21 protein-coding genes and 3 tRNA genes are annotated in these 20,675 nt (G+C 70.3%); 7 read left to right on the forward strand and 17 right to left on the reverse strand.

Annotated elements, in window-relative coordinates; translation table 11 throughout:
• Positions 1–3 precede the first annotated feature (3 nt).
• The 4 genes from BT341_RS02990 to rplJ form a co-directional block, all read right to left on the reverse strand.
• Positions 4–756, reverse strand: coding sequence for an MlaE family ABC transporter permease (locus BT341_RS02990; RefSeq protein ID WP_143168832.1), 753 nt, complete (start codon positions 754–756; stop codon positions 4–6).
• Between the two features lie 38 nt (positions 757–794).
• Positions 795–1,967, reverse strand: a complete 1,173-nt coding sequence (locus BT341_RS02995; protein ID WP_072474800.1) for an ABC transporter ATP-binding protein — start codon at positions 1,965–1,967, stop codon at positions 795–797.
• A 395-nt stretch (positions 1,968–2,362) separates the two neighbouring features.
• Positions 2,363–2,755, reverse strand: a complete 393-nt coding sequence (rplL, locus tag BT341_RS03000; protein ID WP_072474801.1) for a 50S ribosomal protein L7/L12 — start codon at positions 2,753–2,755, stop codon at positions 2,363–2,365.
• A gap of 49 nt (positions 2,756–2,804) precedes the next feature.
• Complete coding sequence (rplJ, locus tag BT341_RS03005) at positions 2,805–3,359, reverse strand: 50S ribosomal protein L10 (RefSeq protein ID WP_072474802.1); 555 nt, start codon at positions 3,357–3,359, stop codon at positions 2,805–2,807.
• Positions 3,360–3,676: 317 nt separating this feature from the next.
• Between rplJ and BT341_RS03010 the strand changes: the two genes are divergently transcribed.
• Positions 3,677–4,738, forward strand: coding sequence for a hypothetical protein (locus BT341_RS03010; RefSeq protein ID WP_143168466.1), 1,062 nt, complete (start codon positions 3,677–3,679; stop codon positions 4,736–4,738).
• Position 4,739: 1 nt separating this feature from the next.
• Here the strand turns inward: BT341_RS03010 and BT341_RS03015 are convergent, their stop codons facing one another.
• The 6 genes from BT341_RS03015 to BT341_RS03040 all read right to left on the reverse strand — a co-directional run bounded on the left by BT341_RS03015 (position 4,740) and on the right by BT341_RS03040 (position 8,323).
• Positions 4,740–5,513, reverse strand: coding sequence for an alpha/beta fold hydrolase (locus BT341_RS03015; RefSeq protein WP_072474803.1), 774 nt, complete (start codon positions 5,511–5,513; stop codon positions 4,740–4,742).
• 70 nt (positions 5,514–5,583) lie between these two features.
• Positions 5,584–6,303 carry a 50S ribosomal protein L1 gene (gene rplA, locus BT341_RS03020; protein WP_072474804.1) on the reverse strand — a complete coding sequence of 240 codons (720 nt, stop codon included), beginning with the start codon at positions 6,301–6,303 and terminating at the stop codon, positions 5,584–5,586.
• An 80-nt stretch (positions 6,304–6,383) separates the two neighbouring features.
• Positions 6,384–6,818, reverse strand: a complete 435-nt coding sequence (rplK, locus tag BT341_RS03025) for a 50S ribosomal protein L11 (RefSeq protein WP_013222525.1) — start codon at positions 6,816–6,818, stop codon at positions 6,384–6,386.
• A 75-nt stretch (positions 6,819–6,893) separates the two neighbouring features.
• Positions 6,894–7,709, reverse strand: coding sequence for a transcription termination/antitermination protein NusG (nusG, locus tag BT341_RS03030; RefSeq protein ID WP_072474805.1), 816 nt, complete (start codon positions 7,707–7,709; stop codon positions 6,894–6,896).
• Between the two features lie 74 nt (positions 7,710–7,783).
• Positions 7,784–8,224 (reverse strand): preprotein translocase subunit SecE, encoded by a 441-nt coding sequence (secE, locus tag BT341_RS03035; protein ID WP_072474806.1) that lies wholly within the window; start codon positions 8,222–8,224, stop codon positions 7,784–7,786.
• A gap of 26 nt (positions 8,225–8,250) precedes the next feature.
• Positions 8,251–8,323 (reverse strand) — tRNA-Trp (locus BT341_RS03040).
• A gap of 206 nt (positions 8,324–8,529) precedes the next feature.
• Here BT341_RS03040 and BT341_RS03045 point away from each other — a divergent pair.
• The gene (locus BT341_RS03045; RefSeq protein ID WP_072474807.1) at positions 8,530–9,435 is read left to right on the forward strand and encodes a TIGR03619 family F420-dependent LLM class oxidoreductase; all 906 of its coding nucleotides are present in this window, start codon (positions 8,530–8,532) and stop codon (positions 9,433–9,435) included.
• Positions 9,436–9,477: 42 nt separating this feature from the next.
• Here the strand turns inward: BT341_RS03045 and BT341_RS03050 are convergent, their stop codons facing one another.
• On the reverse strand, positions 9,478–9,693 hold the full coding sequence (locus tag BT341_RS03050) for a hypothetical protein (protein ID WP_072474808.1): 216 nt from the start codon (positions 9,691–9,693) through the stop codon (positions 9,478–9,480).
• Positions 9,694–9,873: 180 nt separating this feature from the next.
• Here BT341_RS03050 and BT341_RS03055 point away from each other — a divergent pair, with 180 nt between their 5' ends.
• Positions 9,874–10,779, forward strand: a complete 906-nt coding sequence (locus BT341_RS03055; RefSeq protein ID WP_072474809.1) for an SGNH/GDSL hydrolase family protein — start codon at positions 9,874–9,876, stop codon at positions 10,777–10,779.
• A gap of 105 nt (positions 10,780–10,884) precedes the next feature.
• Here BT341_RS03055 and BT341_RS03060 read toward each other — a convergent pair whose 3' ends face one another.
• The 6 genes from BT341_RS03060 to BT341_RS03085 all read right to left on the reverse strand — a co-directional run bounded on the left by BT341_RS03060 (position 10,885) and on the right by BT341_RS03085 (position 15,016).
• A complete protein-coding gene (locus tag BT341_RS03060; protein ID WP_072474810.1) occupies positions 10,885–11,283 on the reverse strand; it encodes a MaoC family dehydratase in 399 nt (132 codons plus the stop codon).
• Complete coding sequence (locus BT341_RS03065; protein ID WP_072474811.1) at positions 11,280–11,729, reverse strand: MaoC family dehydratase N-terminal domain-containing protein; 450 nt, start codon at positions 11,727–11,729, stop codon at positions 11,280–11,282. Before BT341_RS03065 ends, BT341_RS03060 begins: the two co-directional genes overlap by 4 nt.
• A gap of 75 nt (positions 11,730–11,804) precedes the next feature.
• On the reverse strand, positions 11,805–11,969 hold the full coding sequence (rpmG, locus tag BT341_RS03070) for a 50S ribosomal protein L33 (RefSeq protein ID WP_020668467.1): 165 nt from the start codon (positions 11,967–11,969) through the stop codon (positions 11,805–11,807).
• A gap of 50 nt (positions 11,970–12,019) precedes the next feature.
• Positions 12,020–12,092 (reverse strand) — tRNA-Met (locus tag BT341_RS03075).
• A gap of 126 nt (positions 12,093–12,218) precedes the next feature.
• Positions 12,219–12,291: transfer RNA gene (locus BT341_RS03080), tRNA-Thr, on the reverse strand.
• A 79-nt stretch (positions 12,292–12,370) separates the two neighbouring features.
• Positions 12,371–15,016 carry a putative bifunctional diguanylate cyclase/phosphodiesterase gene (locus BT341_RS03085; protein WP_072474812.1) on the reverse strand — a complete coding sequence of 882 codons (2,646 nt, stop codon included), beginning with the start codon at positions 15,014–15,016 and terminating at the stop codon, positions 12,371–12,373.
• 272 nt (positions 15,017–15,288) lie between these two features.
• Between BT341_RS03085 and BT341_RS03090 the strand changes: the two genes are divergently transcribed.
• The 4 genes from BT341_RS03090 to lon all read left to right on the forward strand — a co-directional run bounded on the left by BT341_RS03090 (position 15,289) and on the right by lon (position 20,500).
• Entirely contained in the window at positions 15,289–16,227 is a 939-nt protein-coding gene (locus BT341_RS03090) for a GNAT family N-acetyltransferase (protein ID WP_072474813.1), read from the forward strand.
• Between the two features lie 70 nt (positions 16,228–16,297).
• Positions 16,298–17,152 carry an SAM-dependent methyltransferase gene (locus BT341_RS03095; RefSeq protein WP_072474814.1) on the forward strand — a complete coding sequence of 285 codons (855 nt, stop codon included), beginning with the start codon at positions 16,298–16,300 and terminating at the stop codon, positions 17,150–17,152.
• Positions 17,149–17,997: an SAM-dependent methyltransferase gene (locus BT341_RS03100; RefSeq protein WP_072474815.1), complete on the forward strand. Its 849-nt coding sequence runs from the start codon at positions 17,149–17,151 to the stop codon at positions 17,995–17,997. The genes BT341_RS03095 and BT341_RS03100 overlap by 4 nt, the downstream gene beginning before the upstream one ends.
• A gap of 100 nt (positions 17,998–18,097) precedes the next feature.
• Entirely contained in the window at positions 18,098–20,500 is a 2,403-nt protein-coding gene (lon, locus tag BT341_RS03105) for an endopeptidase La (protein ID WP_072474816.1), read from the forward strand.
• Positions 20,501–20,675: the final 175 nt, after the last annotated feature.

The raw sequence follows: 20,675 nt of genomic DNA on the forward strand, positions 1-20,675 counted from the left end.
GCGCTAGTCCAGCTTTCCGGGCACGATCTGCAGGTAGACCAGGGTGATCACGAAGTTCACGACGAACAGCAGCAGGAACGTGATGACCACGGACTGGTTCACCGCGTCCCCGACACCCTTCGGGCCGCCGGAGGGGTTGAGGCCCCGGTAGGACGCGACGACGGCGGCGATGAACCCGAAGATCAGCGCCTTGAGCTCGCCGACCCAGAGGTCGGGCAGCTGCGCGAGGGCGGAGAAGCTCGCCAGGTACGCGCCCGGCGTCCCGCCCTGCAGCACGACGTTGAAGAAGTAGCCGCCGAGCACGCCGATGACGCTGACCATGCCGTTGAGCAGGAGCGCGACCAGCATCATGGCGAGGGTGCGCGGCACGATCAGCCGCTGCACCGCGGAGACGCCGAGCACCTCCATGGCGGCGATTTCTTCGCGGATGGTCCGCGCGCCGATGTCGGCACAGACGGCGGAGCCGCCCGCGCCCGCCACCAGCAGCGCGGTGACCAGCGGGCTGGCCTGCTGCACGGTGGCGAGCACCGAGCCCGCGCCGGTGTAGGACTGGGCGCCCAGCTGGCGGGCGAGCGAGCCGAACTGCAGCGAGATGACCGCGCCGAACGGGATCGCCACCAGCGCCGTCGGCAGGATGGTCACGCTCGCGATGAACCACGACTGCTGGATGAACTCCCGCAGCTGGAACGGGCGCTGGAACAGGCCACGGACGATGTCCAGGCCGAGAGCGAACAGGTTCCCGGTCTCGCGGAGCATGCCGATCCCGGGAATCTTCGCCTGTGTTGCGGGAGAGCTCACCGGCCACCTGGCCCGTTGTTCGGCGGCATGCGGTGCGTGCCGGGTCTGGGCGGCTGGCCGCCGGGGATGCGCGCGACCTGGTCGGCGGGCAGCTGGCCGTGGTGCTGGTCCGGGACGCCGTCACCCTGCGGGCGCGCGCCGACCTGCTGCGGCTGCCCGCGGTGCGGCCGCACGCCGTAGTGGCGCTGCTCCTCCGGGCTCAGCGACTCGATGATGCTTTCCTGCGCGGCCGGCGGCAGCCGGTGCAGGATCTCCATGACGCGGTCCTTGCGGCGGATGGCACCCATCCGGGTCGGCACGCCCGGCGTCGGCTGCATCTGCGGCGGCACCCCGCTGACGTCCTCGACCCCACCCGCGTGGTGGCCGGCCTCGAACATGGCCCGCTCGGCGGCGATCTGCGCCGAGTCCTTCTCCTCGGACATGCCGATCGGGCCGTCCATCCGGCCGTTGAGGAACTGCTTGACGACCGGCTCCTCGCTGGTCAGCAGCACCTCGCGCGGGCCGAACATGACCAGCTCCTTGCGGAAGAGCATGCCCAGGTTGTCCGGCACGGTGCGGGCCAGGTTGATGTTGTGCGTGACGATCAGGAAGGTCGCGTCGATCTGCGCGTTGACGTCGAGGAACAGCTGCGAGATGTAGGTGGTGCGGACCGGGTCGAGGCCGGAGTCGGGCTCGTCGACCAGGATGATCTCGGGGTCGAGCACCAGGGCGCGGGCCAGGCCGGCGCGCTTGCGCATACCACCGGAGATCTCGCCGGGAAGCTTCTTGTCCGCGCCGGCCAGACCGGTCATCTCGAGCTTTTCGAGGACGATCCGGCGGATTTCGGTCTCGGACTTCTTGGTGTGCTCGCGCAGCGGGAAGGCGACGTTGTCGTAGAGGTTCATCGAGCCGAACAGCGCGCCGTCCTGGAAGAGGACGCCGAAGAGCTTCCGGATCTCGTACAGCTTGTGCTCGGAGCAGGTGACGATGTCGACGCCGTTGATCACGCAGCGGCCGCGGTCGGGCTTGAGCAGCCCGATCATGGACTTGAGGAACACCGACTTGCCGGTTCCCGACGGCCCGAGCATCGCCGACACCTCGCCAGGAGGCAGCGTCAGCGTGACGTCCCGCCAGATGGCCTGCTTACCGAAGGACTTGGTCAGGCCTTCGATGACCACCTCGGCACCCATCGCACCTCCAGGAGCTGTTCCGCGTCATTGCGCCCGCTGCCACACCCATGCCACCCCACGCCGGCGGCGGGTGCGGGCCGATGGCGCCCCATGAACCCGCGTCAACCAGGTGCAACGAGCTGAGTGCGAACAGGTTACTCACCAGTTTTCTTTTCTGGCCAGCCCCGGGCCCATCGTCACCCCGCCGTGATCGGCACTGGAGGCACCGTAGTCCAATCGGGGCAACGACGCAGACCTGCCGGACCCCGAACCCACGATTTAGGGACCCAGGGGCTATTCGGACACCGCTCCTAGGGGTTCGGACGGTCACGCAGCTCAGGAAGTCGTAGACGCGAAACGGGCGGGCACCCGGCTGGGTGCCCGCCCGTTCTGCTGCGGCGCTCGCGCGCCTGGGATCACTTGATGGTGATCTTGGCGCCGGCGGCCTCGAGCTTCTCCTTGGCGGCGTCGGCGGCCTCCTTGTCGACCTTCTCGAGGAGGGCCTTGGGAGCGGCCTCGACCAGCTCCTTGGCCTCCTTCAGGCCCAGGCCGGAGACGACCTCGCGGACGACCTTGATGACCTGGATCTTCTTGTCACCGGCGGACTCGAGGACGACGTCGAACTCGTCCTGCTCCTCGACCGGGGCGGCCGCGCCACCCGCGGCACCCGGGGCGGCGGCGACGACGGCGGCCGGGGCGGCGGCGGTGACGTCGAAGGTCTCCTCGAACTCCTTCACGAACTCGGACAGCTCGAGGAGGGTCAGCTCCTTGAAGGCGTCGATCAGCTCGGCGGTGCTCAGCTTCGCCATGATGGCTTCCTCTCAGAAAAACGAACTAGACGTTCGGGGTGGGGGTGGTTCAGCTCTCGGCGGGTGCTTCGGCTGCTTCGGTACCGGCGGCGTTGCGCTGCTTCTCCTCCAGCGCGGCAGCCAGGCGGGCGACCTGGGACGCCGGCGCCTGGAACAGCGCGGCGGCCTGGGACAGCTTCGCCTTGAACGCGCCCGCCGCCTTGGCGAGCAGGACCTCACGGCTGTCGAGATCGGCGATCCGGGTGATCTCGTCCACGGACAGCGGCTTGCCGTCCATGTAGCCGCCCTTGATGACAAGCGCGTTGTTTTCCTTCGCGAAGTCGCGAAGCGCCTTCGCGGCGTCGACCGGCTCACCCTCGACGAAGGCGATCGCGGTGGCACCGACGAACAGGTCCTCGAGACCCTGGACACCGGCGTCCTCGGCGGCACGCTTGACGAGGGTGTTCTTCGCGACCCGGTACTTGGCACTGGTGCCGAGAGCGCGGCGCAGCTGGGACAGCTGGGACACGGAGAGGCCGGTGTACTGGGTAACGACGGTGGCCGAGCTGTTGCGGAAGCTCTCCGCGATCTCGGCGACGGCCGCCACCTTGTCGGGCTTCGCCATGGTCGCCTCCTCTCTTGGCTAGTGTTTCCACTGGCGGGCGAAGGAGACCCCCGAAACGACGAAACGCCCTCGCGCAAGCAGGCGCGGGGCGTCTTCCGGCGCACACGAGCGGCCGGGCCTCGTTCCTCCTGCGCGGGCCGCCCGGCGAGTGCGGGACCTTCGTTCCCCGTTCGGGACGGGGAAAACCAGCGGTCTTCGGTAGAACCGTCGTCGACTATACCGGGTGGTTCACGCGGGCTCGCCGCCGGGGCCCGCGCTGACCTGCGTTTAGGGCGGCTGGGGGTTCCGAGAGGGGGCCGGCCGGGCATGATGGTGACGTGGCGGAGCAGCGCGATGACGGAAAGCCGGGCTCGGACATCGAACCGGCGGGCTCGAGCACGCCCGCCGGCGGCAACGCACAGACGGGCGGCTTCCCGGCACTGCCCCAGCCCGGCGGCTCTTCGGCGCCCGGCCAGGGATCTCCTGCACTGCCACAGCCCGGCGGCGGCTCCTCTGGGCCCAGCCAGGGATCCCCGGCACTGCCTCAACCCGGCGGCGGTGCCCCGGCGCCCAGCCAGCGGCCCCCGGCACTGCCCCAGCCGTCCGGCACCCCGGCGCAGCCGCCGATCGACCCGGCTGAGCTGGAGCGGTTCCGCCAGTTCCAGCAGTTCCAGGACTACCTGAGGTTCACCCAGGCTCAGCAGGGCAACCAGCCGGCCCCGTACCCGGACGCGGGAATGGTCCAGGCCCCACCGTCCCAGCCCCCGATGATCCCGCCCGGCTACCAGCTGGTCCCGGCCGAGCGCCGCCGGGCGCCGAAGTGGCTGAGCTGGCTGGGCAAGAAGGTCATCGCCTGGGTGCTGGCGATCGTCATCCTCGGCGTCGCGGCGACGTGGCTGTACAACCACTTCTTCCCGAACGACTCGGGCAAGTCGTCCGCCCAGCTGGCCCAGGAGGGCGGCGGGACCTACCACACGAACCACGTGTTCTCGAAGAGTCCGTACGAGGCCGTCCGGATGGTCTACCAGGACATCGCCCAGGGCAGCGTCGAGGACGCGTGCGGCCGGTTCGCCTACGACGCGGGCAAGTACGGCGACATCCAGACCAAGTTCGCCCAGGACCTGGGGCAGAACGACTGCCGCCAGGCCGTCCAGGCGATCCACGCCCAGGTGCAGCCGAAGGACCGCAACGACTACGCCGAATCGGTGCCCTCGTATGTCTCCGAACCGCTGCCGGGCGACGTGGTGACGATCGACTCCTGCTCGTTCCCGATCACCGGCGGCCCCGCGCTGGGTGTCTTCACCGTGACGAAGGTCGAAATGGGCCAGTGGCTCATCACCCGCCACGCGCCCGGCCCCGCGAAGTGCGCCGGTGCCCCCACCACGACGCCGACCAGCTGAATCAGCGCGGGTGCGGCGCGGTCAGGAACGCCACCAGCGCCTCCGCGAACGCCGGCGACATCACCGCCGTCATGTGGTCGCCCGGGATGCGGACCAGGCGGGCGCCCGCGATGGCCGCCGCCAGGCGTTCCGGTTCTGCTGCCAGGGGGTCCTGGTCGCCCGCCAGCACCAACGTCGGCACGCCGATCGCCGACAGGTTCACGCTGCCCTCCTGTGATGCCAGCGCCACCGCTGCCAGCGCCTTGCGGTCGCCGCCCACCGCGTCGGCCAGCAGGCGGAACGGCACCGTTGACGGCGGTACCGTCGACGGGTCCTCGGCCAGCAGCGCCGAAGCGATCTCCGACGGCTTCACCACCCGGAGGTCGACGCCGCCGAAGTCGACGATGCCCGAGCCCACTCCGCCCGTCGCCAGGCAGCGGATGCGCTTGTCCGCCGCCGTTGCCGCCAGTGCGATGATCGCGCCCATCGAGTAGCCGACCAGGGAAACCTCGTCCAGGCTCAACTCGTCGAGCAACGCCGAAATGTCGCGGGCCATGCTGTCGCCCGTGTACGCGGACTCGTCGTGCGGCTTCTCCGAACGGCCGTGGCCGCGCGCGTCCAGCGAGATCACCGTCAGGCCGGCCTTGCGCAGCGCCGCCACCACGCCGGTCGAGATCCAGTTCGCGTTCGTGTCGGCCGCGAAGCCGTGTTGCAGCAGCACCGGGTGGTGGGCGCCGTCGCCCTCCCACACGGTGTAGTTCAACCGGAGCCCGTCGAACGACGCGAAAGTCGGCATGACCTCCATGAGACACGAAGAAAGGGCGCCCCCGCAGCAAGCGGGGACGCCCTTTCTGGTGATCTCAGCCTCAGACGGCCGCGTCCTCGGTGAGGAGGTTGCGGGTTCGCAGCGGGTCGACCGGGATGCCCGGGCCCATCGTCGTGGTGAAGGTGACCTTCTTCAGGTAGCGGCCCTTCGCCGACGACGGCTTGGCGCGGAGGATCTCGTCCAGCGCGGCCGCGTAGTTCTCGACCAGCTTCTCGGTGTCGAAGGAAGCCTTGCCGATCACCAGGTGCAGGTTGGCCTGCTTGTCCACGCGGAAGTTGATCTTGCCGCCCTTGATGTCCTGCACGGCCTTCGCGACCGCGGGGGTCACCGTGCCGGTCTTCGGGTTCGGCATCAGGCCACGCGGGCCGAGGATGCGGGCGATGCGGCCCACCTTGGCCATCTGGTCCGGCGTCGCGATCGCGGCGTCGAAGTCGAGCCAGCCACCCTGGATGCGCTCGATCAGTTCGTCGGTGCCGACCGCGTCCGCGCCGGCGGCTTCGGCCTCGGCGGCCTTGTCGCCGACGGCGAAGACGATGACGCGGGCGGTCTTACCGGTGCCGTGCGGCAGGTTCACGGTGCCGCGGACCATCTGGTCGGCCTTGCGGGGGTCCACACCGAGACGCATCGCGACCTCGACGGTCGCGTCCATCTTGGTCTTGGAGGTCTCCTTCGCCAGCTTCGCGGCCTCGAGCGGCGCGTACAGACGCGTCTTGTCGATGAGCTCCGCAGCCTGGCGGTAAGCCTTGCTGTGCTTGGGCATTTCTTCTGTCCTAACTACTTCTGCGGATCAGTCGTGGTGACGAGCCAGCCCTGGCTCTCCCACGGGTGTTGCTTGGAACGTCAGTCGACGACCGTGATGCCCATCGACCGGGCAGTGCCGGCGATGATCTTCGCGGCCTGGTCGATGTCGTGCGCGTTGAGGTCGGTCTCCTTGGTCTTGGCGATCTCGCGGACCTGGTCCCAGGTGACCTTGGCGACCTTGGTCTTGTGCGGCTCGCCGGAGCCCTTCTCCACGCCTGCGGCCTTCAGCAGCAGCTTGGCGGCCGGCGGCGTCTTCAGCTTGAAGTCGAACGACCGGTCTTCGTACACGGAGATCTCGACCGGGACGACGTCCCCGCGCTGCGACTCGGTCGCGGCGTTGTAGGCCTTGCAGAACTCCATGATGTTGACGCCGTGCTGACCCAGCGCGGGGCCGACCGGCGGCGCGGGGTTGGCCGCACCCGCCTTGATCTGCAGCTTGATGATCGCCGCAAGCTTCTTCTTCTTGGGTGGCATTTCTTTTCCTGTCCTGTACTACGTTCCCCGCGTACCTGCCGTGGACGCGGGGACTGCGGCCGAGAAGGCCGGCCGTCAGATCTTGGAGACCTGGTTGAACGACAGCTCGACCGGGGTCTCCCGGCCGAAGATCGACACCAGGACCTTCAGCTTCTGCCCGTCGACGTTGACCTCGGAGATCGTCGCCGGCAGCGTCGCGAACGGGCCGTCCATGACCGTGACCGACTCGCCGACCTCGAAGTCGACCTCGACGGCCGGGCCGCCCAGCGGGGCCGCGGTCGCGGTGGACTCGCCCTTGCCCGCCTTCGCGGGGGCTTCGCTCTCGACCTTCGGGGCGAGGAACTTCAGGACCTCGTCCACGGTCAGCGGCGACGGCCGCGAGGTGGCGCCGACGAACCCGGTGACACCCGGCGTGTTGCGCACGGCGCTCCACGAGGCGTCGTTCAGGTCCATCCGGACCAGGATGTAGCCGGGCAGCACCTTGCGCTGCACCTGCTTGCGCTGGCCGTTCTTGATCTCGGTGACCTCTTCGGTCGGGACCTCGATCTGGAAGATGTAGTCCTCGACGTCCAGGGTCTGCGTCCGGGTCTCGAGGTTGGTCTTCACCTTGTTCTCGTACCCGGCGTAGGAGTGCACGACGTACCACTCGCCGGGCGCGGCCTGCAGCTCGGCCCGCAGCTTGGCGACCGGGTCCTCGTCTTCGGCTTCGGCGGGCTCGGCGGCCTCGGCCGTCTCCTCGCCGTCTTCGGTCGCGGCGGCTTCGTCGACCTCGTCGGACACCTCGACGGCCTCGAGGTGCGCGGACTCCTCGTCACCGAGTGCCGCGTGCACCTGCTCGTCGGAAAGCTCGGTCAGGTCGTGACCGGCTGATGTGCCGTTGTCGGAGGTCACGTTCCGTCCTCTCAGTTGATCATTGCCGGGGCCAGGCCGGGACCTGAGCCCCATCGGCACCGCGCCGGAGCGCGTCAGCCGAAGATGTGGCCGATGCCCCACTTGAACAGGAGGTCCAGGCCACTCACCAGGGCCACCATGAACACCACGAAGGCCAGCACGACCGCGGTGTAGGTGACCATCTGCTTGCGGTTGGGCCAGATGACCTTGCGCAGCTCCGCCCAGACCTCGCGGATGAAGCGCATCAGCCGCGCGAACACGGACGCCTTCTTCGGCTTCTGGTCCCGCTTCGGGGTCGGCGCGCCCTTCGCGTCGGGGGCGGTCTTCTCCCCCGACTTCCCGGCCGGGCGGGTCTTGTCGTCCGCACGTGCCGCGGACTTGCCCGCCGGACGAGCGGTCGCACGGCGCTCACGCCGGGCAGCGGCTGTGACGGGACGGGACGGGCTCTCGGGCTTCTGCCCGGCGCCGTCCTGCTCCTGCTCGCCGCCGCTGGCGTCGCTGTCGCTCACGACCACTCCTCCGCTCCACCAGTTCCGTTACGCAGGGGTGACAGGACTTGAACCTGCAACCTGCGGTTTTGGAGACCGCTGCTCTGCCAATTGAGCTACACCCCTGTGGAGTCCCGATCACTCGGAGCCCCGGAGGACGCCTTCCAGCGGCCCCACCATCCAGGCGGGGATGACCGTAGTGCGTTCCAAGTCCCGAAGTCTACGGCAAGCCTCGCGGGAGCTCGCAACCACGCCCCCCGATCGTCCGCCGCACCCCGGCCGGCCTGCGGAAAACTCCCCGCGGGCCTGCCGATCATGCCAGGATGTCCGCCATGACCAGCACCCCGGTGAGCGGGACGCGGCTCGGGCTCGCGCTGCCGCAGTACGGCGCCCTCGCCGACCCCGCCGCCGTCGGGCGCTTCGCGGCCGCCGCGGAGCAGCTCGGCTTCGCGTCGCTGTGGGTCGGCGACCGGATCCTCGCGCCACGGGAGCCGTCGGACCTCTACCCGGGCGGCGGCACGCCCGAGCACCCGTATCCCGAGGAGTTCGGGACCTTCGCGGACCCGTTCACGACGCTGGCGACCGCGGCCGCCGTGACCCGCACCGCCCGCATCGGGATGAGCGCGCTGACCGGCCCGGTCTATTCCCCCGTCCTGCTCGCCAGGGCCCTGACCTCGCTCGACCTGGCCAGCGGCGGACGGCTCGACGTCGGCTTCGGGCTCGGCTGGCTGCGCGAGGAGTACTTCGCGACCGGCGTGCCGTGGGCCGGCCGTGGCAAGCGGCTCGACGCGCTGCTGGACGCGCTCGAGGCGCTGTGGACCGGCGATCCGGCCGAGCACGAGGGTCCGCAGTGGCGGATCGCGCCGTCGACCGTCGGCCTGCGCCCGGCGCAGGAGCCGCGGCCGCCCGTGCTGCTCGGCGGGTTCTCGCCGCCGGCGCTGGCCCGGATCGGCCGTCGCGCGGACGGGTGGCTGGCCGGCTGGATGCCGAGGCAGTACCTGAGCGGCCTCTGGTCGGTCGCGGTGGCGGCGGCCGAGCAGGCCGGGCGTGATCCCGCGTCGCTGCGGCAGGTGCTGCGGATCAACCCGCGTGCCGGGACGGGGATCGAGAGCGTCGCCGACGTCCGGCCGTGTCTCGACGTCGCCCGTGAGGAGGGCTTCACCGAGGTGTTCGTCGATCTGCACTACGTCGCCAAGGACGTGGATCACGCGCTGGAGCTGGCCGCCGAGCTGGTGTGACGCCTGCCCGGGGACCGCCGGGCGGTCCCCGGGACGACGTGGTCAGCTCTCGCTGTCGGCGAGGACGGCCAGCGCGTGCGCCTTGGCGGCGTACTTCCAGTTCGCGAGGTCGCGGATGGTCTTGATCTTCAGTTCGGCAAGCAGTTCGTCGTGCTTCGGCGTGAGCCCCTCGAGCGCCGACGGAGGGGCGTCCAGCAGCTCGTTGATCGTCTTGTTCTCGTAGGCCTTGTCCACGAGCTTGTTCAGGTTCAGGCTCACTGCGCTTCCTGCCTTTCCGGAGAGTGACGCGGAACGCGCACCACCCTCGCTGTGGGCTTCGTCTCACGCAACCGCCGGTCCCTCGATCAGGTTCACCCACCCGCCGTGCTCATCCAGTTCTTTCCCCAGTCACCCGGATCGCCGACGTCGGAAGCCTCCTCGCTCCGGTAGGAACGAAGGGTGGCGAAGAACAGCGGGGGCGGCTGCCTCGTCGTCGTACTCGTCGTCGGCCTGCTGGCCTTCGGGTACTACAAGTGGCATCACGGCTCTTCGTCGGCGCCGCCCGACACCGGGGCGGAAACCGGTGATGGCACCGGCCGGTACGTCGCGCTCGGTGACTCCTACACGTCTTCGCCGCACAACGGGCGGCAGGCCGGTCTTCCGGCCGGCTGTCAGCGCTCGCTCGACAACTATCCGCACGTCGTCTCCGCGAAGTTGAAGCCTGCCGAGTTCGTCGACGTCAGCTGCAGCGGGGCTACCACGGCGAATCTCACCTCGCCGCAGAAGACGTCGGATGGGACGAATCCCGCTCAGCTCGATGCCGTCGACTCCAAGACGACCCTGGTGACCTTGGGGATCGGCGGGAACGACGTCGGGTTCATCTCGCTTGCTTCGTCCTGTGCGACCGCGCATCCCTCCGGGTCTCCGTGCCGGGATCGGCTGACCGCCGGTGGGCATGATCAGCTCGCCGAACGGATCGATGCCGCCGCTCCGAAGGTCGGGGCGGTGCTCGATGCCGTCCACGACAAGGCGCCCAAGGCGAAGGTCGTCGTGGTCGGGTATCCGACCGTTCTTCCCGATGGGGACGGGTGCTGGCCCGTTCTTCCCGTGGGGTCCGGGGATGTCGACTACTTCCGCGGGGCACTCGGGAAGCTCAACAAGATGCTCGAGGATCAGGCCGATGCTCACCATGCCGGGTACGCCGATACCGCTACTCCGAGTAAGGGGCATGACGTCTGCTCGGCTTCGGACACCCGGTGGGTCGAGGGCGTTATCCCCACCTCGCGTACCGCTCCTCTTCACCCCAACGTGCGGGGGGAGCAGGGGATGGCTGATGCCGTTCTTGCGGTGTTGAAGCTTCCTTAGGGCCGCCGCCGGCACCCCGAAGCTCGATTCTGACTACGGCTTCGGGGTGCGGGAGGGCTGGGTGCTCGTCGGTGCGTGTTTCGGGGCCCTCGCCGGTTTGTGGCGCTAGACGCGGACCAGTGCTTGTGGCTTGCCAAGGACCGTTTTGTCCTCGAACTTCGCCACCAGGTCGATTCTGGCCGTTCCGTCCTCGTTCAGGGCTCCTACCTTGGCGGTGAACTCCACCCGGGCTCCCTCCGGGGTGTTCGGGACCACCACTGGGCGGGTGAAGCGGGCGCTCAGGTCGATCAGGCGGGCCGGGTCGCCCAGCCAGTCCGTCACCACCCTGGCTGCCAGTGCCATCGTCAGCATTCCGTGGGCGATGACGTCCGGGAGGCCCACCTCCTTCGCGAACGCCTCGTTCCAGTGGATCGGGTTGAAGTCCAGTGACGCTCCCGCGTAGCGGACCAGCTGCTCGCGTGTCACCCGGACCTCGATGCCCGGCAGTTCGTCGCCGACCTTCATGCGTCCTCCCCCCGGACCACCAGCTGGGCTCGGGTCGTCGCGATGTGCTCGCCGTCGCCGTCCGCGATCTCCGCTCGCAGGTTGATGAAGTCGTTGCCCGCTCGGGTCATGATCTTGTCGATGTGCGTTGTCAGCAGCAGTCGGTCGCCCACGCGGACCGGGCGGCTGTACGTGAACTGCTGGTCGCCGTGGACCATTCGCGAGTAGTCCAGCCCCAGCTCCGGGTCGGTGACGATCGCGTTGATGGCGGCCAGGTTCACGATCGTGATGAACGTCGGCGGGGCGATCACGTCCGGGTGTCCCGCGGCGCGGGCCGCCTCCGGATCGCGGTAGGCCGGGTTCGCGTCGCCGATCGCGTCGGCGAACTCGCGGATCTTCTCCCGGCTCACTTCGTAACTGGTCTGCGGCGGGTACACCCGCCCGGTGAACGACTCGTCCAAGGGCACCGGGAGAGGCTACCAACAGCAAAGAGCCGCCCCGGTGCTCCAGGGCGGCTCTTCGAAGCTGGTGAACGCGCTACGTCAGCGGGTTTCCTTGTGCGTCCGGTGCGTACCGCAGTTCGGGCAGAACTTCTTCATCTCCAGGCGATCCGGGTCGTTGCGCCGGTTCTTCTTGGTGATGTAGTTGCGGTGCTTGCACTCTTCGCACGCCAGCGTGATCTTGGGTCGCACGTCGGTGGCAGCCACAGCGTTTCCTTCTCTCTCAGGTCCCGGGGGCCAGCCCCGTCGTTACCGCGTAGCGGTGGCCGGACTTGAACCGGCGACACAGCGATTATGAGCCGCTTGCTCTGCCAACTGAGCTACACCGCCCTATCGTGCCCCACCCCGGGGTCCGGGGGCTTGCCCCCGGCTGGGGTTTGGGGGCTGGGCCCCCAAAGGACACCGCGAAGCGAGCTAAGCCCGGGTTTTCCCCGAGCATAGCTCGCCCACTCGCGGAGCCCCTTTACGGAATCGAACCGTAGACCTTCTCCTTACCATGGAGACGCTCTGCCGACTGAGCTAAAGGGGCCTGCCTCTCGCGAGGACTTGGAAAGATTAGCAAGGGCCGTCACCCGGCCGTGCAACCGGGGTCCCGTAACCGCAAAACCTCAGGTCAGGAGGGTCAGCACGGTCTCCGAGTGCCGACCCGGCGACCGGGCCGTCCGGGCCTGCAGCCACGCCTCCAGGCGGTCCTCCGGCAGCGGCCGCGAGATCAGGTAGCCCTGCGCGACGTCACAGCCCATCGCCTCCAGCTGGTCGCGCGCGACGTCCTCCTCGACGCCCTCGGCGACCACCGTCAGCCCGAGCGAGTGGCCCAGCTCGACGATCGACCGGACCACCGCGAGATCACCCAGATCGGTGCCCATACCCAGGACGAAGCTCTTGTCGATCTTGACCTGGTCGACCGGCAGCTGACGCAGGTACGCCAGCGACGAGTAGCCCGTGCCGAAGTCGTCCACCGCCAGCACGATGCCCAGCGAGTGCAGCTCGCGCAGGATCGGCAGCGCCTTCTGCGGGTCGGACATCACGCCGGACTCGGTCAGCTCGAACGTCAGCAGCTCGGGCGGCACGCCGAAACGCTCCAGCTCGCGGGCCACCTTCTCCGGGAAGTGCTCGTCGCCGAGGTTGCGGACCGACAGGTTGACCGCCACCGAGATCCGCAGGCCCTCGTCGAGCCACTTGCGGCAGCGCTTCAGGGCTTCGCCGAGCACGAACGACGTCAGCACGCCGATCAGGCCGGCCGCCTCGATGGCCGGGACGAACTCGTCGGGGCCGAGCCTGCCGAACTCCGGGTGCACCCAGCGGACCAGCGCCTCGACGCCGGCCACCTGCCGGTTCGGCAGCGTGATCTTCGGCTGGTAGTGGACGCTGACCTGGCCGTCTTCCAGTGACTGCCGGAACTGCGTGACCATCTGGAAGCGGCGCAGGAAGATCTGGCCCATGCTCGGCACGTAGCCGCGGACCTCTTCGCCGCCCTTCGTGGCCCGGACCGCGACGTCCGCGCGTTGCAGCAGGCCTTCGATGTCGACGACATCGCCGGGCTCGTCCGCGGACGTCGTCGCGTAGCCGATCATCGCGTTGGCTTCGACCGAGAGCCGGTCCACCGGGTACGGCGCGGACAGCTCCTGGCGCAGCCGTTCCGCCGCCGCGTGGGCGTCCTCCGGCGGGCAGCCGACGAGCAGCGCCGCGAACGACGCGCCTTCGAGCCGGGCGAGCGGGACGTCCGGGCCGAGCGCGTCGCGGATGCGGCGGCCCGCGGCGATCACCATCCGGTCGGCCCACGCGTAGCCCAGCGCGTCGCTGACCGTCGAGAAGACGTCGAGGTCGATCCGCAGCACCACGGCGTTCGCGAAGTCCCGCAACGGTTCCTTCGCCACCTGCCGGAAGCCCGGCCGGTTGAGGTGCCCGGTGAGCGGGTCGTGGTAGGCGTCGTGGCGCAGGGTGGCGAGCAGCCGCCGGTTGTCCAGCGACGTCGCGAGGTGGCTGGCCATCGTGCCGAGCAGCTGGACGTCGTACTTGCCGAAGCCGCGCCAGCGCGACAGCCGGTCGTGCGCCTCGACGACGCCGAGGAGCTGGTTCGCGCTGCGCAGCGGGACGACGAGTGCCTCCTGCGCGCCGCGGTCGAGCAGCGCCGCGCGGACGTCGGGGTTGGCCTCGGTGATCCGGAAGTGCCGGACGTGCGCGCCGGGCAGCCGCAGCAGCGGGTCGTCGGCGGCCGGGTCGGCGGGCGGCAGGTCGTCGCCCGCGACGACCACGCGCATGGTGTCCTTCGGCTCCAGCCGCAGCCGCAGCACGACGCGGCCCGCGGCGAGCTGGTCCTTGATGCGCTCGGCGATCGTGGCCCATTCGCGGACGTCGACACCGCCGACGAGCTCGTCGGCCCGGCTGGCCGGACGCGCCGCGGCCTGCTGGCCCGACCGCGCCACCATCAGGCTGACGTCCGACAGCGCCTCCATGTCCCGCTGCTCGCGCAGCAGGTCGGAGTACGCCCAGTACAGCGCGGTCAGGCCGAGGAAGACGGCGAGCACCAGCGGCCACGCCTTGGGCGTGTTCGAGATGACCAGGTAGCCGGAGAGGCCGACGGAGGCGTTGACGAAACCGACGACCAGGATCCGCGCGGTGAGCCGCACGGCGGTGCTGACGCGCATGCGGCGGCGCAGGACGCGGACGGCGGCCAGCGCGAGCAGGGTGCTGACCAGCGGCGCGGTGAGCGTGCCTGCCAGCGCGGCGACCCACGGGATCTTGTCGCCGACACCCGCGCCGACGGCGTACTTGACCAGCCCGGCGACCGCGAACGCGCCGGTGATCTCGAGCAGGAACGCGCCCGCGTTGTAGAGGACGCGGCCGGCGACCTTGCGGGCGAGCAGCGTGCCGATGCCGGCGACCAGGTGCGCGGCCAGCACGACCTCGAACGGCGCGATGAAGAACCCGATGACGAGCGGGATCTCGGTGAAGGAGATGGTCCACGAGATGCCGCTGCGGACGTCGACGTTGATGCCGAGCTGCTCGGCGAGCAGGAACGCGACCGCGAGCACCGGCCCGATCCACAGCAGCCGGTTGTCCCAGTGGAACGGCAGCCACGAGCCGACGGCGAACGCGGCGACGAGCCCGAGGCTCAGGACGGCGAACGTGTACGCGCGGAAGCGGCGTTCGTCGGTGCGGGCTTCGGCGGAGACGGGCGGTGTCCCGGAGGCGGCTCCCGGCCCGGGCTGCGCCTGCGCGACGGCGTCGCCGTGGGCGTTCGTGTCCGGCATCCGACCTTCCCTCCCGGCTTGTCCACCGGCGCTGATCCGTGACTTCGGGTGTGGACAAGGGCCATACCGTACCCCGTAGGGCGTACCCGTGTCCCTTTCGAGACAGTAGGAGATCACCCCAGGGTTAACAATGCCTCGATGGCGCTGACCTGCGTGGACCAAGGGGTGAACTGCGCCGGCCCCGGACCGGGGGCTCCCCCACCCTGACCCCCTGGAAGAAGCAGGGGGCGGTGCTCCGCGCACGGCGGCCCGGATAGCGCTTCAATGTGCCCATGCACAGCGACGTGATAGCCACCGAACACGCGGCCCGGCTCGCGGCGGTGGATCCCCTGCTCCCCGGCTCTTCTCCGTTCGAGGCGGCGGAAAACGCCGTGGTGCTGGAGGTGGCGGCCGGCGACTCGGCCGCGTCCGGTCTCGCCTCGCGCATCCAGGTCGACCAGGACGCGCCCAACGCGCCGTGGCGGGCGCTGACCGAGCACCGGCTCGACCTCCAGCTGGCCGGCCCGCACCCGGCGGCCGCCCTCGACGCACTTCTCACCCGATGGGATGAACATCTGCGCGCGGTCGCCGAGCCGGGCGACACGGAGACCGCGGCGATCGTCCCGCGGGCCAGCCGGGACGCCGCCGGCGCGCGCGAAATGCTGCACCACGGCTTCGCGCCGCTGCGGGTCATCGCGGTCCGCCCGGCCGAGCGGATGGTGCCGGCGAGCCCGCGCGGCACGCCGGGGGTCAAGATCCGCCGGGCCGAGCCCGCCGACCTCGACACCGTCGTCGCGCTCGGCATGGAACTGCACTCCTACGACGCCCAGTACGGCACCGTGAACTGGCGCACCGGCGTCGAGGACATCATGGCCAAGGACCTCGCCGAGCAGCTGAACCGGCCGGAGCCGCCGCTGTGGATCGCCGAGCTGTACGGCCGCGCGCTCGGCATGGTGAACGTCCAGCACCCCAGCGAGACCGGCTGGATCCGCGACCGCGTCGCCGCGACCCGCGTCGGCTACCTGTCGTCGCTGGCGGTCGCGGAGGCCGCGCGCTCGTCCGGCGTCGGCACGGCGCTGGCGGCGCACGCCCACCACGTCCTCGACGAGGAAGGCGCCGACGTCGTCCTCCTGCACCACGCGGCGGCGAACCCGCTCTCGACACCGTTCTGGTACGCGCAGGGGTACCGGCCGCTGTGGACGTACTGGCAGCGTCGACCAGCCGTTCGGTGAACGACTGGCGGATTACCGCCGGGCCGGCGTCCTTATAGGCTGGTTCCGCCAGAGCGAGGGGAGCCGGGAAGTGGCCGATCAGCGGGATTCCGCGCCCAGAGCGCCGGAAGGCGTCGACACCGAGAAGCCGTCGGCGGCCCGGATCTACGACTGGTACCTGGGCGGCACGCAGAACTGGGCCGTCGACCGCGAGTTCGGCAGGCGCATGGAGCAGCAGTGGCCGCTGGTGCGCCCCGGCTCCAAGCAGAACCGCGAGTTCATGAACCGCGCGGTGCGGGCGGCCCTGCGAGCCGGGATCCGGCAGTTCATCGACCTCGGCTCGGGCGTGCCGACGGCCGGGAACGTGCACGAGGTCGTCGAGGCCGAGCTGCCGGAGGACCACGACGCGAAGGTCGTCTACGTCGACTACGAGCCGGTCGCGGTCGCGCACGCGACGCTGATCCTCGAGGAAAGCGTGGCGACCGAGTGGGCGGGGATCGTCCAGGCCGACATGCGGGACGCGAAGGCGGTGCTGCAGGCTGCCGAGACGCAGCGGCTGATCGACTTCTCGCGGCCGGTCTGCCTGATCATGGCGGCGGTGCTGCACTTCGTCGGGCCGGACGACGACCCCGAGGGCCTGCTGGAGGCGTACCGGGACGCGCTCGCGCCGGGCAGCTGGCTGGCGATCTCGCAGATGAGCGAGGGCGACGGCGAGGGCCCGCACCTGGCGGGGCTGCGCTGGTTCGTCGAGCAGTACCGGAAGACGAGCAACCCGGTGTGGCTGCGCGACCGGGAGGAGATCGAGCCGCTGTTCGGCGACTGGACCATCCTCGAGCCGGGCATCGTCCACCTGCCGGACTGGCGGCCGGACCGGAAGATCAACGCGCTGGAGGCGGAGGCCCGCCCGTTCGCGTGGTGCGCCGTGGCGGAGAAGCCGGGCGCATGAGCGAAACCGCGCCGGTCGCGCCCGCCGGGGTCGACATCGAGAAACCGTCCGCGGCGCGCGTCTACGACTGGTACCTCGGTGGGTCGCACCACTGGGCGGTCGACCGCGAGTTCGGCCGCCGCGTCGAAAAGCTGTGGCCGCTGATCCGGCCGATCTCGCGGCAGAACCGGGCGTTCATGAACCGGGTCGTGTCGGCCGCCATGGACGCCGGCATCCGCCAGTTCGTCGACCTCGGCTCCGGCGTGCCGACGGCCGGGAACGTGCACGAGATCGTCCGCGACCGGCTCCCGTCCGGTGAGCGGGCGTCGGTGGTGTACGTCGACTACGAGCCGGTGGCGGCCGCGCACTCGCGGCTCATTCTGGAGCGTGAAGGCGCGTCGGACTGGGCCGGCCTGGTGGAGAAGGACATCCGGCGGCCGGCGGAGATCTTCGCGGATCCGGTGACGACGTCGCTGATCGACTGGTCGCGGCCGGTGTGCCTGCTGATGATCACGGTCATGCACTTCATCGGCCCGTCCGACGAGCCGGACGAGCTGATGGCGACGTACCGCTCCCGCCTGGCGCCGGGCAGCTGGCTCGCGTTGACGCACGGAACGTGCCGCGACGACGCCCCGCCGGACCGCGCGGCCGAGGTGCGCCGCTTCATCGAGGCGTACCAGGACACTTCGAACCCGGCGTGGCTGCGCTCGGCGGAGGACCTGCTCCCCTGGTTCGGCGGCTGGCCGCTGCTCCCGCCGGGGATGACGTCCCTGCCGGACTGGCGTCCGGAAACACCGCCGACGCCGATCGACGCCGAGACGCGGCCCTTCGCGTGGTGTGCCGTCGCACGTCGTCCAGCGCCCTGACCTGCGCTTTTCGTGATCGCTGTGGGCGAACGCACTCCGGGAAACAAACACACCCATCGGAGAGTTGAGCAAGGCAGACTCAACTACACGAGGAGTGCACATGTCCGACACCCGCCTCCTGCCCGTGCTCCCGCTCGATGACGACGTCGTGCTCCCGGGCATGGTCGTCCCGCTCGACCTGACCGACACCGAGACGCGGGCAGCGGTGGAGTCCGCCCAGGCCAAGACGCCGAGCCAGGCGTCCTTCCCCGGCATCCGGTCTTCCGCGGCCGCGAAGGCCGAAGTCCTGATCGTCCCGCGCGTCCACGGCGAGTACGCCGAGTTCGGCACCGTCGCCACGGTCGAGCGCATCGGCCGCGTGCCCGGCGGCAAGGCCGCCGTCCTGCTGCGCGCCACCGGCCGCGCGCTCGTCGGCCGGATCGCCGACGGCCCCGGCGCCGCCCGCTGGGTGCACGCCGAGGACGCCCCCGAGACCACGAACGACCAGACCGCCAAGCTCGCGGCCGAGTACAAGGCCGTCGTCATCTCGATCCTCCAGCAGCGCGGCGGCTGGCAGCTGATCGACGCCGTCCAGCAGGTCGAAGACGCTTCCGCGGTCGCCGACCTGTCCGGCAACGCGCCGTACCTGTCCGCCGAGCAGAAGCTCGAGCTGCTCACGACGCTCGACGTCACCGCGCGCCTGGAGAAGGCGCTGGAGTGGAGCAAGGAGTACCTGGCCGAGCTCGAGGTGACCGACACGATCCGCAAGGACGTCGCCGAGGGCATGGAGAAGCAGCAGAAGGAGTTCCTGCTGCGCCGCCAGCTCGAGGCCATCCGCAAGGAGCTCGGCGAGCTCGACGGCACCGCCGACGAGACGGACTACCGCGCCCGCGTCGAGGCCGCCGACCTGCCCGAGCACGTCAAGAAGGCCGCGCTGGCCGAGGTGGACAAGCTGGACCGCACGTCCGAGCAGTCCCCCGAGGGCGGCTGGATCCGCACGTGGCTGGACACCGTACTGGAGCTGCCCTGGAACGAGCGCACCGAGGATGTCTACGACATCGCGGCGGCGCGGGCGGTGCTCGACGCCGACCACGCCGGGCTCGACGACGTCAAGGAACGGATCATCGAGTACCTGGCCGTGCGCAAGCGCCGTGCGGAATCGGGCCTCGGCCCGGTCGGCGGACGCCGTTCGGGCGCCGTGCTGGCCCTCGCGGGCCCTCCCGGGGTAGGCAAGACGTCGCTGGGTGAGTCCGTCGCGAAGGCCATGGGCCGCAAGTTCGTCCGCGTGGCGCTGGGCGGCATCCGCGACGAGGCGGAGATCCGCGGTCACCGCCGCACGTACGTCGGGGCGCTGCCCGGCCGGATCGTCCGCGCCATCAAGGAAGCCGGCTCGATGAACCCGGTCGTGCTGCTCGACGAGATCGACAAGGTCGGCGCCGACTACCGCGGCGACCCGACCGCGGCGCTGCTCGAAGTGCTGGACCCGGAGCAGAACCACACGTTCCGCGACCACTACCTCGAGGTCGAGCTGGACCTGTCCGACGTCGTGTTCCTGGCGACGGCCAACGCGCTGGAGACGATCCCCGGCCCGCTGCTGGACCGCATGGAGCTGGTCACGCTGGACGGCTACACCGAGCACGAGAAGGTCACCATCGCCCGCGACCACCTGCTCCCGCGCGAGCTGGAGCGCGCCGGCCTGGGCGCTTCGGACGTCGTCTTCACGGACGCCGCGTTCAGCCGCATCGCGGCCGAGTACACCCGCGAGGCGGGCGTGCGCGACGCGAACCGCACGATCGCGAAGGTGCTGCGGAAGATCGCGACGAAGGTGGCACTGGACGAGGTGTCGCTGCCGCTCTCGATCGACGCCGCGGACCTGGAGACCTACCTGGGCCGGCCACGGCACTTGCCGGAGTCGTCGCTCCCGGCGTCGACCCAGCGCACGGCGACCCCGGGCGTGGCGACGGGCCTGGCGGTGACCGGCGCGGGCGGTGACGTCCTGTACATCGAGGCGTCGCTGGCGGACGAGGAGTCCGGCGCGTCGGGTCTGCAGCTGACCGGCCAGCTCGGCGACGTGATGAAGGAGTCGGTCCAGATCGCGCTGTCGTACCTGCGTTCCCACGGCGCGGAGCTGGAGCTGCCGGTGGGCGACCTGCGCAAGCGCGGAATCCACGTCCACGTCCCGGCGGGCGCGGTCCCGAAGGACGGGCCATCGGCGGGCATCACGATGACGACGGCGCTGGCATCGCTGCTGTCGGGCCGGGTGGTCCGCGCGGACGTGGCGATGACGGGCGAGGTGTCCCTGACGGGCCGGGTGCTCCCGATCGGCGGCGTGAAGCAGAAGCTCCTGGCAGCGCACCGTGCGGGCATGAAGACGGTGATCATCCCCCAGCGCAACGAGCCGGACCTGGACGACGTCCCGGCAGAGGTGCTGGCCGAGCTGGACGTCCACGCGGTGGCGAACGTCCGCGAGGTCCTGGAGCTGGCCCTGACCCCGGCGGCAACGCCGGTCTCCCAGGCGGCGTAACCCCGAGCGCCGCCACCTGAAGAACGGCCGGTTTCCCCTCACCCCAGGGGAAACCGGCCGTTCGCCTTGCGTCGAGAGCCGGTGCCCGGCGATGAGGTAGCCGGTGCCGAGCGGGCGGTTTTCGTGTCGCGCCGGTCAAGCGGCGAGAGCGTGTCCTGCGGCTGCGACCGGGCCC

The organism is Amycolatopsis australiensis (genome assembly GCF_900119165.1).
GTDB lineage: Bacteria > Actinomycetota > Actinomycetes > Mycobacteriales > Pseudonocardiaceae > Amycolatopsis > Amycolatopsis australiensis.